Here is a 16,831-nt window from a genome sequence, read left to right as displayed (position 1 = left end):
GCGGTTATCCATCACCCCCGATGGTACACCCGGCACCACTCCCTTAGCATGGCTTCGTGCCTGGGGGTAAGCTGCTCGTGCTGGAGGCGCCAGAGCCAGTTTCCTTCTGTAGAAGCAGGCATGTTCATGCGGGCGGTTTCGTCCAGCCCCAGGATGTCCTGGATGGGGAGCACGGCAATTTTAGCCACGGAGGCATACGCCAGACGGCCCAATACCTTATGCACCTCTTTCTCCAGCACAATCTGGCCAACATACTCTTCCATCCGCTGGCGATCCTCTTTCGGCAGGTCTTTGCGGTACCAGCCACGGGTGGTGTTGTTGTCGTGGGTGCCGGTATAAGCTACCGAGTTGGGCGTATAGTTGTGCGGAATGTAGGTTGATTTAGGCATCTCGTCGCCAAAGGCAAACTGCAGCACACGCATGCCCGGCAGGCCAAAATCATCACGCAGGCTATAGACGGCATCGTTGATGTCACCCAGATCTTCGGCAATAAAAGGAAGATCACCAAGCGCCCTGTTCAGTGCTTTAAAGAAATCTGCACCAGGGCCGGGCTTCCACTCACCATTCTTGGCAGTTTCTTCGCCGGCGGGTACATCCCAGTAATCGGCAAAGGCACGGAAATGATCCAGCCGCAGCAGGTCGTACAGCTCCATGTTCTTTCGGATGCGGTTCACCCACCAGGTGTAGCCCTCTTTCTTCAGCACATCCCATTTAAACACGGGCATGCCCCAGAGCTGGCCATCTTCATTGAAGTAATCGGGGGGCACGCCGGCTACGCCAGTCATGTTTCCTTCCTCATCCAGGCTAAAGATGTGTGGATTTGCCCATACATCTACCGAATCGTAGCTTACGTAAAAGGGCAGGTCGCCAAAGAAGCGGATGCCCAGGTTGTTGCAGTAGCCTTTAAGCTCCTGCCACTGCTTGCTGAAGAGGAACTGCAGCCATTTTACCTTTTGAATGGCATCGGCCTGTTGCCCTGCAAACTCTTTCAGCGCATTCTCCTGGCGTAGCTTATACTGCTCCGGCCACTGGTACCAGGGCTTGCCACCATGCTCCTGCTTAAGCACCAGGTAAAGGGCAAAGCTATCGAGCCATTCGGCCTCCTGCTGGCTAAACTGCTGGAACTGCCGCTCAAGGTTTTTAAATTTGCCGCTTTTGTAGTTTTGGTAGGCCTTCTCAAAAAGCTCATTTTTATTTTTCTCGGCCTGCTCAAATTCTGCTTTGTCCTTCACCGTCAGGTGGTAATGGAGCAGCTCTTCGGCATCCAGCAAGCCATCTGCAGCCAACAGCACCGGGCTTAGCAGTAGGGTGTTGCCGGCCATGCTTGAGTAGGAGCTGTAGGGCGAGTGGCCTGTGCCTGCTTCCGTTGGATTGAGCGGCAGGATCTGCCAGTATTTCTGGCGGCTGCGGCTTAAGAAATGAGCGAATGCTTTTGCTTCAGGACCAAAATCGCCAACACCAAAAGCTGAGGGCAGTGAGCTAATGTGCATGAGCGTACCTGCACTGCGATCAGTAAGAGGCTGCTGAAGGGTAAGTAAAGCAAGGGGCAGGTTTTTAAAGAGCTCTTTTACAGCTATGCCTTTAGCGCCTGCTTTGCCTTTGGTATTGTTCAGCTGGTGCTGCCATTCGGCAGGAGCCTCCGGAGGAGGCACAATGTAGGTATCCTTCCAGTCGAGGGCCAGCACATCTTTTTTCTGCTGTTTGCTTAAAGCAGCCAGGTGCAGCGGCACAGCCACCAGGCACCAGTTTTGCTGGTAGCGGCGGGCAAATGCCAGCACATGCTCCTTGTACTTACCCTCTACCTGTACAGGAACGTATTGACCTTTTTCAAATAATTCCGCCTGCTGCTTGCGCTCCTGTAAAAGTTGGTGTACCAGCCAGAGCTTAATCTTTGCACTGTAGCGATTGCTCCAGAGGGTCTTTGGCAGGCTTTCTTTTTCTTCCCCCTTGGCTTTGGTAAATTCTTCCAGCCATTGCTGGCGCTGTTCGTAGTCTACAGCCCGGCGGTTGTCGGGATCTACCAGGCTAAAGTCCCAGAGCTCTGTGCCCTGGTATACATCGGGTACGCCGGGACAGGTGAATTTTAAAAGCAGCTGGACGAGTGAGTTTACAATGCCAAAGTCGGCTACTTTTTTATGAAACTTCTGAAAGCCTTTCCAAAAGGGCCTCTCCCTGTCGAGCAGGCGGAGGGCGAAATCTTTGGTAGCTCCTTCGTACTCCTCGTTAGGGGTACTCCAGTTGGAGTGGCGCTTGGCCTCACGCAAAGCCTTTTGCAGGTACTCCTGAACACGTTCCGGGAAGTTATCCTCATCCTGCTCCGGCATAGGATAAGCTCCAACCAGGGTCTGGTAGATGAGGTATTCATCATTGGCATCAGGGGCTCCGTTTTGCTTAAGTCCCCAGTTGGTCTGCTGCCATTCCTGCACCTGCTCCAGCCATTCGTCGGGCAGGTCGGTAAGCACGTTCAGGCGTGCGCGCACATCTTCGCCGCGCTTGGTGTCGTGGGTGGAGGTGGCATTGATGGATAGAGGCCACTTCTGCTGCCTTTCTACCATCTTCTGATGAAACTCTTCTGCCGACATGCCAAAAGCCTCTGGTGCATCGCCTACTTCGTTGTGTGCCACAAAGCGGTTGTAGGTATACATGAGGGTGTCTTCCACGCCTTTGGCCATCAGGGGGCCTGTAAACTGCATGCAGCGCTGGTAGAACCGCAGGGCACGCTGGTTGTATTCTTCCTTGCCCTCCTGTGGCCTGCGCAGCAGCACCTCCTCCAGCAGGGCCAGGGCAGGTGCCAGCTCTTTTTTTTCCTTCCGGCAGCGCCTGAGGATATCGGCTACGGCAGCGGCTTCGGTTTTGTTCAGCGGAAACTGATTGCCGTAGTAGCGGTATACGGGGCACTGGATCAGGAACTCGCCAATGGCTGCCTTTAGCACTTCAGGACTTAGGGCATCCAGTGTTTTTTTATCTGCCAGCTCCAGCTCCAGAAAAAGATGGTGCAGGTTATCCAGCTCGCCGCCCATGCGCTGGTAGAGGATAAACTCCTTCTTCTGGTGTATCTGTTCATGGACAGAGGTGGTATCTCCCACCATTTTTTCGTAAAAGCTGGTGAAGGCTTGTTTGCTGCGTTTGTTGGTAAACAGGTTGTTTACCAGGGAAAGGAAATCGTAGCCGGTATTGCCCTGTATGGGCCACTCCTTTGGAAGCTCCTCGCCGGGTTCCAGAATTTTTTCGATGGTGATGTGGGTATCTTCACCTACCAGCGCCCGTAGCTGTTCCATATAACCGCTGGGGTCGTAGAGCCCGTCTACGTGATCCACACGCAGGCCGCTGATCACGCCATCGTCCAGCAGCTTTTTGATATACTGATGATAGTGCTCAAATACCTCCTGGTCCTGTACGTTCAGACAAATAAGGCTGTTAACAGTAAAAAAGCGGCGGAAGTTGATTTGCTTTTCAGTTTCCTGCCAGTAGCACAGGCGGTAAGCCTGCTCCTCTGCTATCTGCTGGAGCAGTTCTGCATTGCCGTTCACTGCTTTGAGGCAGGCTTTCAGGTAATCTTTTGTGCCGGCATCTTTCATTAGCGCTGCCAGCTGGAGCTGAAATTCGTGCATACGCTCCCCCAGTGCTACGGCTTCTTCTACCCTTTGTATCTCTGGTATGCGGTCCAGTAACTGCTGTATGGACTCAGGTGCTTTTTTGTCTGCAGCATTCAGAATGCTGGCGTAGGAGCGCAGGTGCAGCGGATAGGCATTGTCGTAGTACTTGAGCACCAGGCGCGGTTCTGCATAATCCACCTGCAGTTCGTTATTCTTCAGCACCTCCTCCAGGGGAGAGCCTAAAAAAGGCACCATGATGCGGCCATGGTAAAGCTTGCTGTTCCAGGCTACATCAAAGAAAGAGGCATATTTAGAGAGCTGCCCTTTTTCAAGTACATCCATCAGCCAGCCATTGTGCTGGTTGTAGGCCATGTGGTTGGGTACAATATCCTGCAGCCAGCCAATATTGGCCTCCTGCAGCTTTTTGCTGATGGCCCTAAGCTTGCGCTCAGTGCCGATTTCGGGATTGATCTGGTGCGGATTTACCACATCGTAGCCATGGGTGCTGCCGGGTGTGGCCTCAAAAATTGGAGAGGCATAAAGGGTGCTTACCCCCAGCTGCTGCAGGTAGGGAATAATATTCTCAAAGTCTTTTAAAGAGAAATCTTTATGAAACTGGATGCGATAAGTGCTAACCGGATTAAGCATGGCGACTACTGGCGTAAATAACTAAGGATTCTGGTTTCAGGCTAATGGTTTCTGCGGCAGCAATTGAGTCGCTGCCAGTGCTTGATTGTGCCGGCTCCCGGGAGCCTCTCCACTCAGCTGCTGCAGAGTCGAGCAGTTTGTACCACTCCTGCCTGTAGGTAGGCAGTTTGATGTGTTGTTCCTGCCCGGAAAAATTCATGCAGCAGAGCACATGGGCACCATCATGCCAGCGGTGCAGCAGCAGGGTGCCATTCTTGCTGTTGTGTTCTACATCCAGCTGCTTTCGGTTCAGGTGGCGCAGGGCTGGCTGCTCTTTACGCAACTTAATAAGTGTTTTATACCAGCGCAGTATTGTCTGGTGCGGCTCCTGCTCCGGTAGCTGCCATTGCAGCTTCGATTGTAGAAAGGTTTCTTCTGACTGCGGATCAGGCGCTTCGCCTTTGGCATGGAAATGGGCAAACTCTGCCTTACGACCTTTGCGTACAGCTTCTACCAGGTCGGGATCTGTATGGCTGATGAAGTAGAGGAATGGATTGGTTTCGCTCCATTCTTCGCCCATCCAGAGCATGGGCAGGTAGGGGCTCAGGAGCACGGCGCCTGCCAGGAGCTTCTGCATCTCAAAGCTTACCAGCTGGCTGGTACGTTCGCCCAGCATGCGGTTGCCTACCTGGTCGTGGTTTTGGGAGAACACCACAAACTGCTTGCCCGGGTTATTTTCGGCCTTGGTGCCAAAGAACTTATTGCGGTGCGGCGAGTACTGGCCATCATACACATAGGCATCTTCATAAGACTTTGCCAGGTGGGTCAGTCCGTCAAAATCGGAGTAGTACCCCGTTTTTTCCTCGCCTGCCGTTACGCGCAGGGCATGGTGAAACTCATCGATCCATTGTGCATCAAAGCCATATCCTCCTTCCTCAAGTGGGTTGATGAAGCGGGTGTCGTTCAGGTCTACTTCGGCAATCAGGTAGTGCCGGCGGCCGGTTTCTTCCATCAGGCGGTTAACGTGCTGCTTGATTTCCCGCAAGATGTGGTTAGGGCCAAAATCTTTAATGGCATGCACGGCATCCATGCGCAGGGCATCTATGTGGAAGTCGCGGAACCACATCAGCACATTTTCGATAAAGTAGCGGCGAACGCCGTCGCTCCAGGCATCATCAAAGTTGATGGCTTTGCCCCAGGGAGTATTGTATTTATCGGTAAAATAGGGGCCGTAGTCGTTCAGGTAGTTACCTTCGGGACCCATGTGGTTGTACACCACATCGAGCACCACGGCAATGCCTCGCTGGTGGCAGGCATCTACCAGGTGGTGCAGACCAGCCGCACCGCCATAGGAGTTTTGCACGGCATAAGGATATACGCCATCGTAACCCCAGTTGCGGTTGCCGGGAAACTGTGCCACCGGCATAATTTCAATGGCAGTAATGCCCAGTTCTTTCAGGTAGTCGAGCTTTTGAGTGATGCCCTCAAAAGTGCCATCTGGTGAAAAGGTGCCGGTATGCAGTTCGTAAAGAATGTAATCCTCCAGTGGCAGGTTATTCCACTGCTTGTCGCTCCACTGGAACTGGGAGGGGTCCAGTGCCTGCGAATAGCCATGCGGACCTTCGGGCTGGGAGAGTGATGCAGGATCTGGCCTTTCCAGGGGAGTATTTTCCCCCTCACTTTCGCTGCGCTTCAGTACAAACTTGTACAGGTCGCCGGCTTTGATCTTATCTGTTGTAGCCTGCCAGTAGCCGAGTTCCTGCTTTTCGAGTGGCAGCGTGCCTTTGTCTTTTATCTGAATGCTTACCTGCTCCAGCAGCGGGGCCCAAACCCGTACCTCTGCCTTGCCCTGTTTGTTAAAGTTTACACCCAGTGTGCGTTTACCAACATCTATGCTATTCATGCGTTTGATTAAGCTTAAAAAATGGGATGTTCCAGCAGTACAATAGAGCGGCCGTTGATCTTTACAGATTCACCTGCTAAATAGCTGTCACTTTCTTCATCTACCCGGTTCTCGCTGGTATCCAATACTTTGTTCCACTGCTGACCATACTTTTTGGGCGGCAGCTTAAAGGTAACAGGCTCGTGGTGTGCATTGAAGATAACATAGAAGCTGTCGTCAATAATATGCTCACCCCTGGTTCCGCGGGAGTGAATACCACGTCCGTTCATGAATACACCGAGCGCTTTTGCAAAGTCCTGATTCCACTTTTCATCTGTCATTTCTTTACCGTTGGGGGCAAACCAGGCAATATCCTCAAGCCCTATTCCCTTAATGGGCTGGCCCTGAAACCAGCGGCGGCGGGTAAAGGTTGGATGGCTTTTGCGCAGGTGTATGAGTTTACGTGTGAACTGTAGCAGCTCAGTATCGGCCTCGTGCCAATTGACCCAAGATATTTCATTGTCCTGGCAGTAGGCATTGTTGTTGCCCCCCTGGGTGCGGCTTATTTCATCGCCGGCCAGCATCATAGGCACCCCCTGCGACAGGAAGAGGGTAGTGAGGAAATTACGTTTCTGCCGCTCCCTGCAATCCACAATCTTTGGGTCGTCGGTAGGGCCTTCAGTGCCGCAGTTCCACGAACGGTTATGACTCTCGCCATCGTTGTTATTTTCTCCGTTGGCCATGTTGTGCTTTTCGTTGTACGACACCAGGTCGTTCAGTGTAAAGCCATCGTGTGCGGTAATAAAATTAATACTGGCAGTAGGGCTGCGGTAATCATCCCGGTACAGGTCGGAGCTACCGGTTAGGCGCTCTGCAAACTCACCCAGAATACTTTCTTCGCCGCGCCAGTAGTCGCGCATGGTATCGCGGTACTTGCCGTTCCATTCGGCCCAGCCCGGAGGGAACTTACCTACCTGGTAACCACCTTCGCCAATATCCCAGGGCTCGGCAATGAGCTTAACCTGCGAGATTACCGGGTCCTGGTGAATAATATCGAAGAAAGAGCCGAGGCGGTCTACATCGTGGAGCTCGCGGGCAAGGGCGGAGGCAAGGTCAAAGCGGAAACCATCTACATGCATTTCGGTAATCCAGTAACGAAGGCTGTCCATGATCAGGCGCAGTACATTGGGCATCATGGCATTGAGGGTATTGCCCGTACCGGTATAGTCCATGTAATAGCGATTATCCTCTGTGAGGCGGTAATAAGAGGCGTTATCGATACCCCGGAACGAAATGGTGGGCCCCAGGTGGTTTCCTTCGCCGGTGTGGTTATATACCACATCCAGTATAACTTCAATACCAGCCTTGTGCAGCTCTTTCACCATATTTTTGAACTCTACTACCTGGCCGCCCAATACCCCGCTGCTGGAGTAGCGTACGTCTGGTGCAAAAAATCCAATGGTGTTGTAGCCCCAGTAGTTGGTAAGATTTCTTTCCTTCAGGTGCCTGTCGGTAATAAAATGGTGTATGGGCAGCAGCTCTACGGCTGTTATGCCCAGCTGCTTCAGGTAGTTAATGGTAACAGGGTGTGCCAGGCCTGCATAAGTACCCCTGATTTCTTCGGGAATATCAGGATGCATTTTGGTAAAGCCCTTTACATGTGTTTCGTATATAATGGTCTGGTGATAGGGGATCTTCGGCATTGTATCTCCCTCCCAGTCAAAAGCATGATCAATCACCACCGACTTGGGTACATAGGGAGCGCTGTCTACCTCGCTTGGATTCAGGTCTTCTTCCGGGTTTCCAATCTCATAACCAAACATGGCATCGTGCCATTCAATGGTGCCGGCTATAGCCTTGGCATAAGGATCTACCAGTAGTTTGTGCGGGTTAAACCTGTGCCCGTTGTGCGGCTCATACGGTCCATACACACGGTAGCCGTACAATTGCCCGGGCTTGACTTCCGGCAGGTATGCATGCCAGATCTGGTGTGTACGCTCGGTCAGGCGTATTTTTATCGACTCAACATCATCTTCAGTAGAGTTGAAAAGACAGAGGTCAACCCCGGTTGCATTGTCGGCAAATAGTGCAAAATTAACTCCCTTTCCATCCCAGGTGGCACCCAGGGGGTAGGGGTTGCCAGGATATACTGTAGTATTCATTCTTTTTTAACCCTGTAAAAGTGGTGTAATGTTTTAAAGGCCTCTATTTTTTAAAGCAGGCACAAGCAGGAGAGAGTCTTCTGTTAATTTGATTCTGAAAAAAATGTGTAACAGATCGTTGCAGATACACGAAAATTTATAGGAAAGGTTACCGGTTTTGGGAGATAATCTCCAGAAACAGAGGTGGAACGCTGGCAGTTAACCACACCCCATTGGCAGCCTGATAAAAGGTATGGCCACTTGTATGCATTGAAGCAGTATTTACCTGTAGAATAACTGGCTGCCCGTGCCGCTGCCCCACTGTTCTGGCTGTAGTTATATCAGCAGAAAGGTGTACGTATTGCCGGGACCCCGCCTGCAAGCCTTCCTTTAAGATGGATGCTATATGTTGTGTGGCTGTTCCGTGGTATAATACTGGCGGGGGTGCAAGGGGCTGCAGCCCGAGTTCAACAGCTATGGAATGTCCCTGGCTGGCCCTGATAAGGGTGCTATCGGCATTGAAAGCAAAGCGCTGCTTATCATTGGTGGCTACAACCTCCTGCAGCTTAGGCAGGTCTACGGGCATGCCCTGCTGCTGCATCTTCATTAACAGTTCATCAACAGAGGTCCATCCTGCACGATCCAGCGTAATGCCCAGTGCCTCGGGCTTGTGGCGCAGTACCAGGCTTAAAAATTTACTGATGCGTTTGTTGTCCATAGTTAATGTTTAAACGCATGGACAGTAGCCTTGTTCTCCCGGCAGGGCAGATCAGGTAGTTACATTCAGCCTTTTGGAAACGTACAAGATGCCCGGCTGCGCCTGAAGATACAATATTTGCCTGTCGTGTAGGGGAGAGAACATCCAAAGCGCGAACGCTGCACCTATGGTGGTATAAAGCATATCTGACTGCGTATCCCAGGCATATCCCTGGGTACCTAAAAACGCATCGGCCGCAGCGCCAGTGATAGCAGCCAGCGTCCACTCCAGCACCTCATAGCCTGCGCTGAGGCTCATGCAGGTGGTGATGACAAAGTATGAAAGCCATTTTCTGTTTTCAACTATCCCCTTGCGTATAAAAATTTCCCTTGCAATAATGGCAGGCATCAGGCCCTGTACAAAATGGACCAGCTTATCATAGTTGTTTCTGGTACCATAGAAATTATCGCGGATCCAGTCGAACAGGGGTACTTCGGCATGGGTATAATGGCCACCAATAAAAAGAATACAGGCATGCAGCGTAATAAGGATGCAGGCAAGAGGCGTAAGGGGAAAGCTTTTGTAGGTAAGCATTACCACGGCAAGCCCGATCAGCGCAGGTGCAACTTCCAGCAGCCAAATAAAGAAGTCCTTTGGTTCAACAACAGACCAGATAAAAGCAGCTATGTACAAGCTTAACAGAAAGATTTTTAGCCGGTGGTTTTTCATGTTGCTGGAAAAAAGAACAATTGGATTGTCACAGGGAAAGTGCCGGTTTATTGTTCTAACCTACAACTTACTGAAAAGCAGCTTTAAAAGCAATAGAGGCCGGTTTTAGGTTTTGCACCGGATGCATATAAGCACAGGCGCAGGAAACAGGTATAGGGTATAACCTCCCTGGGGTTACCTTCTGCCGTTTTTAACTCGCTTCAGTAACTATTTATGAACCTGTAAGAGCGCGGTGCTTCTGGTGTTCCAGAGCTTTACTGGCTACTCAAAAATAATTCATTCTCCATACTTGACTAATCTGTGCAGAGCAAATACCTTTGTTTTAATAATGACTGACCGGTCAACCAAAAAAAAGACTGCTGCCACAAAATTAAGAAGAGATGTCGCCCAGAACTGTAGCGCAAAACGAGGAAATAAGGCAGGAACGCAGGGAACAGCTGCTGAACACCGCCCTTAAGCTTTTTGCTGAAGAAGGCTACGAGGCCACCAGCATCAGTAAAATAGCCCGGGAAGCAGGTGTAGCCAAGGGGCTGCTGTACAACTACTTCGCCAGCAAAGAAGAGCTGATGGAGCAGATCATATACCTGGCCATGGAAAAAATGGCCGGTTTGTTCCAGACCATCAGGAAAGAGGGCGATCCTAAAGAAGTAATCAAAGAGGCTCTCTGCCTGGTCAGGGATTCCCTGAAAAGGGACCTTACCTTCTGGAAGTTCTACAAGCGGTTCGGCAGCCAGCTTAGCGATAAAAAGCAGCTCATGGACAAGGTGTTTCAGGATATGCAGGAGTGGGTGCTGCGCATGAACGAGCTGATGGCAAAGCTGGGGTTCCGTAATCCGGAGCTGGAGACCTTTAAGTTGAGTGCCATTATTGATGGCATAACCTCCGATTATGTAGCCATGACGGAACACTATCCGCTGGATGCCATGATTGATTACCTGGTAGAAACCTATCAGGATAAAAGCAGGCTCTGAAACAGCAATATTGAGCCTTTGCCAAAACAGGGGCGGCAGCAGGGTGGTGAAAACAGCCTGCCGTTAAAGCCGGCTACAGGGCCAGCAGAACCAGTGGCAACAGGTGTAGGGGAGGGGCGAGTATTCTTAAATATCAAGTACAGTGGAAGTAATTAGCACAAACGGGCTTACCAAATCTTTCGGAGTAACGAAGGCAGTTAACAGTATCTCCTTTCAGGTAAACAGTGGAGATATCTATGGTTTTCTTGGCCTGAATGGTGCAGGTAAAACCAGTCTCATCCGCATGTTGCTGGGCATGATCAGGCCAGATAGTGGCAGTGTTGCACTGTTTGGGAAAAGGCTGGATACAAAGTTTGATTTATGGAATGAGGTAGGATACCTGGTGGAAACGCCCTATTCCTATCCTAATCTTTCCGTTACCGAAAACCTTAAAGTCTATTACCAGCTAAGGCAGCTGAAAAACCCAAAGCTGATTCCTGAAATCATAGAGAAACTTAAGTTGGGCCGCTACCAGGATGTAAAAGCGGGGCATCTTTCACTGGGAAATCAGCAAAGGTTAGGCCTGGCAAAAGCGCTTATGCACCAGCCCCGGCTGCTGATCCTGGATGAGCCCATTAATGGATTAGATCCCGAGGGAATTGTAGAGGTACGAAGCCTGCTGAAGGAGCTTGCCGATAGGGGATCGACAATCTTTTTATCGAGCCACATTCTTGGGGAAATTGCAAAGATAGCCAGCAGGGTAGGGATCATTCACACAGGCAGGCTGGTTCGTGAGCTAAGCATTTCAGAACTGGGTGAGCAGCTGATCAGGAAGGTGCTGATACATACCGGAGATAACAGCAGTGCCATAAAATATTTGATCAGCGAGGGTTATGGGGCAGTTATGGATGAAAACAACAGCATAGCAGTGGCAGATCAGCGGGCAGTTGCATACCCGGAAAATTTAACAAAGTTGCTGGCTGAAAAAGGCATTCCACCAAAACAGGTGTATTTGTATACCGAAGATCTGGAGATGTATTTTTTACGCACCATTAGAGAATAAACAAGATGAAAAGCCAGGTAGCGGCATTAAAAGCCGAGCTGATTAAAAACAGGTACTCCACCATCTTTTGGGTAACGTTTATTGCCTTTGCGCTTGCGCCACTGATGGGAGGCATTTTTATGCTGATCATGCGTAGCCCTGATGCACTTGCAAAAGCAGGAACCTTAAGTGCAAAGGTACAAATGATGGATTTTTCTGCAGACTGGAATTCTTATTTTGCCATACTAACCCAGGCAATTGGTGTTGGCGGGGTGCTGGTGTTTGGGTTTGTAGCAAGCTGGGTTTTTGGCAGGGAGTATTCCGAAGGTACTACAAAAGATCTCCTGGCCCTCCCTACCTCCAGAACCAGGATTCTTAATGCAAAATTTGTAGTATATGCCACCTGGTGCCTGGCCCTGGTCGCTTCTAACCTGCTGCTAGGTTATATTATTGGCACTGTGTTACAGATTTCTGTTGCTGAAACCTTTTCTGTTGCAGCAAGCCTGGAAGCTTATTTTGTTACCACCCTACTAACTATTTTACTGGGTACGCCCATTGCATTTTTTGCCATGTGGGGCAGGGGGTACCTTGCACCTTTGGGTTTTGTAGCCCTGGCGCTGGTGTTTTCCCAGATTATAGCTGCAACCGGCTGGGGGTACTATTTTCCCTGGGCTGTACCCGGACTTTTCAGCGGTGCCGGTGGGGAGTACAGGGAGCAACTGGATGCATTAAGCTACGTAATGCTGCTCCTGGTTAGTGTTGCAGGATATGTTGCAGCCATATCTTACTGGAAATATGCAGATCACACAAAATAGCAGAAAGGCTGCTGCCGATAAAATGTGAGGCAGGGCGTCTGTATATTCCTATTATTTGTTATAATTTTGCTAGTGCAATTTCTGGCAGAATTTTTCCTATGGTCTTCAATTTTCTTTGCACCAGGCTTTTATGTCTGTTGATGCCCCTGCTGCTGGCGCTGGGGGCCTCTGCCCAGCAAGCCGCTTCAGCAGCCAACACAAAGCCTTTTCATAATGCATACCAGTCCCTTTGCGATTCTTTAAAGGTAGCCGCACCTGATTTTACTAAGCTGGAGCTTGAGTTAAGGATCTGGAGCTTTAAGTGGAACGATGGCAGCCAGCGGCTGATCCAGGTGCAAAAGTTTAAAGATGGCAGCTGGGGAGCTGCCACAAGGGATTTCTACTACATAGACGATGAACGCTACAACTTTTATGGCGAGCAGTTCCGGACTCCGCTGCAGCAGGACTGGAGCCATAAATGGACAGAGATTGTGGAAAAGGGATATCTTGATTTACCCAGCCAGCAGGAGCTGAACGCCAGGATACTCGCCTCTGGCGAAGAGTTATTTCTGCTGGAAGATGACCACAGTTACACAATAGAACTGCTCACCCCTAACGAGCAGCGAAGCATCAGCTATGCCAATCCCAAAGGTCATCAGCATTATTATACACAGCTGGGACTGGAAGTGAGCGAGTACGCCAAGGTAAATTCTTTTCTTTCGATTCTACAGAACGAATTTGTTTTCTAAGCCCTGGTACCCAGTGAACCTGAAATTACCAGTCATCAGCGCCTTTCATCTACTTTGTTATGATAGTGTTCTGGATGAAGTAGGGCTGAAGCAGTGTGCCGTTTTATCAGTGCCTCCGTATTAACTAAAACAACGTGAATTATTGGTTTAGTATCAGCGTCAATTGCTCCTTGATCATCATCCCCGCGCAGGCGGGGATCTGTCAGATAAATCACTAACAGTTATTTTACCTGTAAAGGCAAACAGATCTCCCTCCACAGGGGAATGAAGGCTTGTATTTAGCTGTAGAAGATAACGAGTAGGTTATCAGTAGCTTTGGTCCATAACGCACATTAAAATACCCATCAAATATAATTTTCATAAATATGTTGATTTACTGAACACTGTTCATTAAGTTTGCATTGTATACTTCGGATATGGGAACCAAAGACAGGAAAGAACGGGAGAAGGAGGAACTGCGGGAGCTCATTTTAAGGGCTGCTAAGGATATATTTTTTGAAAAAGGCTACGCCCAGACGAGTATACGCAATATTGCAGACCGTATAGAGTACAGCCCGGGTACCATTTACCTGCATTATAAGGATAAGGATTCTATTTTTCATGCACTGCAGCAGGAGGGTTTTAAGCTGCTTCGGCAGCAGTTTGGTGTACTGCAGGTGGTGGCAGATCCTTTTGAGCGCCTGAAAGCGATGGGCAGACTCTATCTGAAATTTGCCATGGAGAATCCGGAGTATTATGACCTGATGTTCGTAATCAGGGCGCCAATGAATGTGCTGGAAGAAGAAGCCTGCTGGGACGAAGGGCAAACTGCCTTTAATGTGCTGGTGAATGTGGTACAGGAGTGTGTGCAGCAGGGGCATTTTAAAGGGCACGATGCAGAGGAAATGGCTTATGTGATCTGGTCTACCATGCACGGAATGGCCACCCTTAGTATCCGTGGCCGCTGTCGCGTGATCAGTGATGAAAAACGTGAAACCATTGAAATATTAGGGTACGAGACTTTTGTACAAATGTTAAACTGTATTTAGTGCTTCACTAAGCACGAAGCAGGCAGGCATCTGTTGCCTACAGTAGGTAGGCATCTGCTGAATGCAGCAGAAATGGGTCTGCTATTTTTTTACCCTATTACTAAACACTGTTCATTTTAAATACAATGTATATGAGTACCTTTTCCGCACTCATCAGGGGATTGCTGTTGCTTTTTTTTAGCGCAATCACCTTTATCGCCCAAAGCCAGACTGCTGCTGCCCGTGAAGAGCCCCTGCGGCAGTACATCAGGGAGGGCCTGCAGAGCAACATTACCCTGCAGCAAAAGCATATTGGGCTTGAAAAAGCTACCCATGCGCTTAAAATTGCCGGCAGCTACTTTATACCAGCTGTTTCTTTCAATGCCGGTTACACCCATGGCAGTGGCGGCCGTGCCATCGATCTGCCCATTGGCGATATGCTAAACCCCGTATACAGCACCCTTAACCAGCTCACGGAAACCAATAATTTTCCGCAGGTCGAAAATGTAAAGCAAAGCTTCTTTCCGCAAAACTACTACGATGCCCACCTGCGCACGGCTGTTCCGCTGCTGAATACCGACCTTTACAACAACAGGCGCCTGCAGCACGATAAAGTACTGCTGCAGGAGTGGGAGGTGAAAGCCTATGAGCGGGAGCTGGTAAAGGATATTAAGCTGGCTTACTACAATTATCTAAGCGCACTGGAGGCGGTAAAGATCTGGCAGAGTGCCCTGGCGCTGGTGGAGCAAAACCTGGAGGTAAACGAGTCGCTGCTGCGCAATGGCAAGGGTTTGCCAGCCGCAGTACTGCGGGCCCAAAGCGAGCTGGAGGGTGTAAAAGCACAGCTGCAGGAGGCAGAGAGTAATATTCAGAATGCACAGCGCTACTTTAACTTTTTGCTTAACAAGCCGCAGACCAGTGCCATTGAAGTTGTACAAAATGTTGAAGAAGCTGTAGGAACAGTGCCCCTCCTGCTGTCGCAGACAGAAGCAACAGTTGCCCATCGGGAAGAGCTGCAGATAATACAGGCCGGGGAGCGGCTTAACCAGACGGCTGTGCAGATGAAGCAGCAAAACTGGGTGCCTAAGGTGAATGCCTTCCTGGACCTGGGCGCGCAGGCCGATAACATGAATTACAACAGCCAGGCCCGCTATTACCTCCTGGGCGTTTCGCTGGATGTGCCCCTGTTCAGTGGCTTCAGGAACCGCTACGAAACACGCCAGGCCCTGCTGGATGTAAAAGCATCGCAGCTAAGCTTTGAACAGGCCAGCCAGCAGATGCAGATGGCAGCAGCAGTGGCGCAAAACAACCTGGCAACAGCCTACCGGAATTACACAGCAGCCCAACAGCGCCTGCAGGCAGCCCAAGGCTATTTTAAGCTGCTGGAGCGGGGCTATAAAGAGGGTACTAATTCGCTTATTGAGTTTATCGATGCCCGAAACCAGCTTACCACCTCGCAGCTACAGCTAACCCTTACTACCTATAAAGTATTAAGTGCCCTGGCACAATACGAACGTGAAACCAGTGCACAACCAATCAACCATTAAAATTTCTAGCCATGACCATACACCCCATGAAACAACTTTTAGCATTTGCAGCAGCCGTGGTGCTCCTGCAGGCTTGTGGCAGTGCCGAGAGCAGCACACCTATTCCGGCTGCCAATGCACCCATTCCTGTTGCTGTTACAGCTATTCAGCAGGAGGAGATCGTGCAACCCATTGTAGTTTCGGGCCAGTTTACAACCGACGATGAAACCACCCTCTCCTTTAAAACCGGTGGTGTGGTAAGCCGGGTGCTGGTAAAAGAAGGCGATTTTGTGAAGAAGGGACAACTGCTGGCTACCCTCGATCTTACCGAAATAAATGCCGGCGTGAAGCAGGCAGAGTTAGGACTTGAAAAAGCCGAGCGGGACTTCGCCAGGGCAGAAAACCTTTACAAAGACAGCGTAGCAACACTGGAACAGTATCAGAATGCACAAACAGCTCTTTCTATTGCGCGGCAGCAGCTTACTGCAGCACGTTTTAACCAGGGTTCTGCCGAAATACGCGCTGGCAGCAATGGTTATGTGCTGAAGAAATGGGTAAACGATGGCCAGGTGGTAGGCGCTGGTGCTGCAGTGCTTCGTACTAACGGCGCCGGCAAAGCACAGTGGGTGTTTAAAGTGGGTGTGAGCGATAAGGAGTGGGCAGGCCTGGAGTTGGGCGATAAAGCCAGCATTTTAACAGATGCCTCGCCCCAAAAGCCGCTGCAGGCGAGAGTGGTGCGCAAATCGGAGGGAGCAGACCCCCAGACTGGTGCCTTTACCATTGAGCTGCAGGTAGAAGAAACAGCAGGTAGTGCACTGGCATCCGGCTTGTTTGGTACAGCCACCATTATCCCTTCCAGAAAAGCAAAAGTATGGAGCATACCCCACGAGGCCCTGCTGGATGGCAACGCCAACAAAGGTTTTGTATTTATCACTAAAGATAACAAAACGGCCAGAAAGGTACCCGTAACCATTGCCTCGCTCGATAATGAGCGGGTGTACATCAGCAGCGGACTGGAAGGGGGCGGCTCACTCATCACCAAAGGGAGTGCCTACCTTACCGATAATTCTACCATTACAGTTCCGAAATAA

Annotated in this window: 12 protein-coding genes; 7 read left to right on the top strand and 5 right to left on the bottom strand. The window is 50.3% G+C overall.

What is annotated here, in order from left to right; translation table 11 throughout:
• Positions 1-11 precede the first annotated feature (11 nt).
• The 5 genes from treY to KWJ01_RS04725 all read right to left on the bottom strand — a co-directional run bounded on the left by treY (position 12) and on the right by KWJ01_RS04725 (position 9,672).
• Positions 12-4,244: a malto-oligosyltrehalose synthase gene (gene treY / locus KWJ01_RS04745; RefSeq protein ID WP_224995278.1), complete on the bottom strand. Its 4,233-nt coding sequence runs from the start codon at positions 4,242-4,244 to the stop codon at positions 12-14.
• Positions 4,237-6,126 carry a malto-oligosyltrehalose trehalohydrolase gene (gene treZ / locus KWJ01_RS04740; RefSeq protein WP_224995277.1) on the bottom strand — a complete coding sequence of 630 codons (1,890 nt, stop codon included), beginning with the start codon at positions 6,124-6,126 and terminating at the stop codon, positions 4,237-4,239. The genes treY and treZ overlap by 8 nt, the downstream gene beginning before the upstream one ends.
• 14 nt (positions 6,127-6,140) lie before the next feature.
• Positions 6,141-8,267, bottom strand: coding sequence for a glycogen debranching protein GlgX (gene glgX / locus KWJ01_RS04735; protein WP_224995276.1), 2,127 nt, complete (start codon positions 8,265-8,267; stop codon positions 6,141-6,143).
• A 148-nt stretch (positions 8,268-8,415) separates the two neighbouring features.
• Positions 8,416-8,964 (bottom strand): RNA 2'-phosphotransferase, encoded by a 549-nt coding sequence (locus KWJ01_RS04730; RefSeq protein WP_224995275.1) that lies wholly within the window; start codon positions 8,962-8,964, stop codon positions 8,416-8,418.
• Between the two features lie 51 nt (positions 8,965-9,015).
• Positions 9,016-9,672, bottom strand: coding sequence for a DUF2238 domain-containing protein (locus KWJ01_RS04725; protein WP_224995274.1), 657 nt, complete (start codon positions 9,670-9,672; stop codon positions 9,016-9,018).
• Positions 9,673-10,052: 380 nt separating this feature from the next.
• On the opposite strand from KWJ01_RS04725, the gene KWJ01_RS04720 reads away from it, so the two are divergent.
• From KWJ01_RS04720 to KWJ01_RS04690, 7 genes are all read left to right on the top strand, one after another.
• Positions 10,053-10,643, top strand: a complete 591-nt coding sequence (locus KWJ01_RS04720) for a TetR/AcrR family transcriptional regulator (RefSeq protein ID WP_224995273.1) — start codon at positions 10,053-10,055, stop codon at positions 10,641-10,643.
• Positions 10,644-10,785: 142 nt separating this feature from the next.
• Positions 10,786-11,685, top strand: coding sequence for an ABC transporter ATP-binding protein (locus KWJ01_RS04715; protein WP_224995272.1), 900 nt, complete (start codon positions 10,786-10,788; stop codon positions 11,683-11,685).
• Between the two features lie 5 nt (positions 11,686-11,690).
• Positions 11,691-12,479, top strand: a complete 789-nt coding sequence (locus KWJ01_RS04710; RefSeq protein ID WP_224995271.1) for an ABC transporter permease — start codon at positions 11,691-11,693, stop codon at positions 12,477-12,479.
• Positions 12,480-12,577: 98 nt separating this feature from the next.
• Positions 12,578-13,207, top strand: a complete 630-nt coding sequence (locus tag KWJ01_RS04705) for a hypothetical protein (protein ID WP_224995270.1) — start codon at positions 12,578-12,580, stop codon at positions 13,205-13,207.
• A 416-nt stretch (positions 13,208-13,623) separates the two neighbouring features.
• Entirely contained in the window at positions 13,624-14,235 is a 612-nt protein-coding gene (locus KWJ01_RS04700; RefSeq protein ID WP_224995269.1) for a TetR/AcrR family transcriptional regulator, read from the top strand.
• Between the two features lie 131 nt (positions 14,236-14,366).
• The gene (locus KWJ01_RS04695; RefSeq protein ID WP_224995268.1) at positions 14,367-15,761 is read left to right on the top strand and encodes a TolC family protein; all 1,395 of its coding nucleotides are present in this window, start codon (positions 14,367-14,369) and stop codon (positions 15,759-15,761) included.
• An 11-nt stretch (positions 15,762-15,772) separates the two neighbouring features.
• The gene (locus tag KWJ01_RS04690) at positions 15,773-16,831 is read left to right on the top strand and encodes an efflux RND transporter periplasmic adaptor subunit (protein WP_224995267.1); all 1,059 of its coding nucleotides are present in this window, start codon (positions 15,773-15,775) and stop codon (positions 16,829-16,831) included.

This window comes from Cesiribacter sp. SM1 (assembly GCF_020178975.1).
Lineage (GTDB): Bacteria > Bacteroidota > Bacteroidia > Cytophagales > Cyclobacteriaceae > Cesiribacter.
The sequence above is the reverse complement of the archived record's forward strand: the minus strand, read 5'-3'. Positions and strand labels throughout refer to the sequence as shown.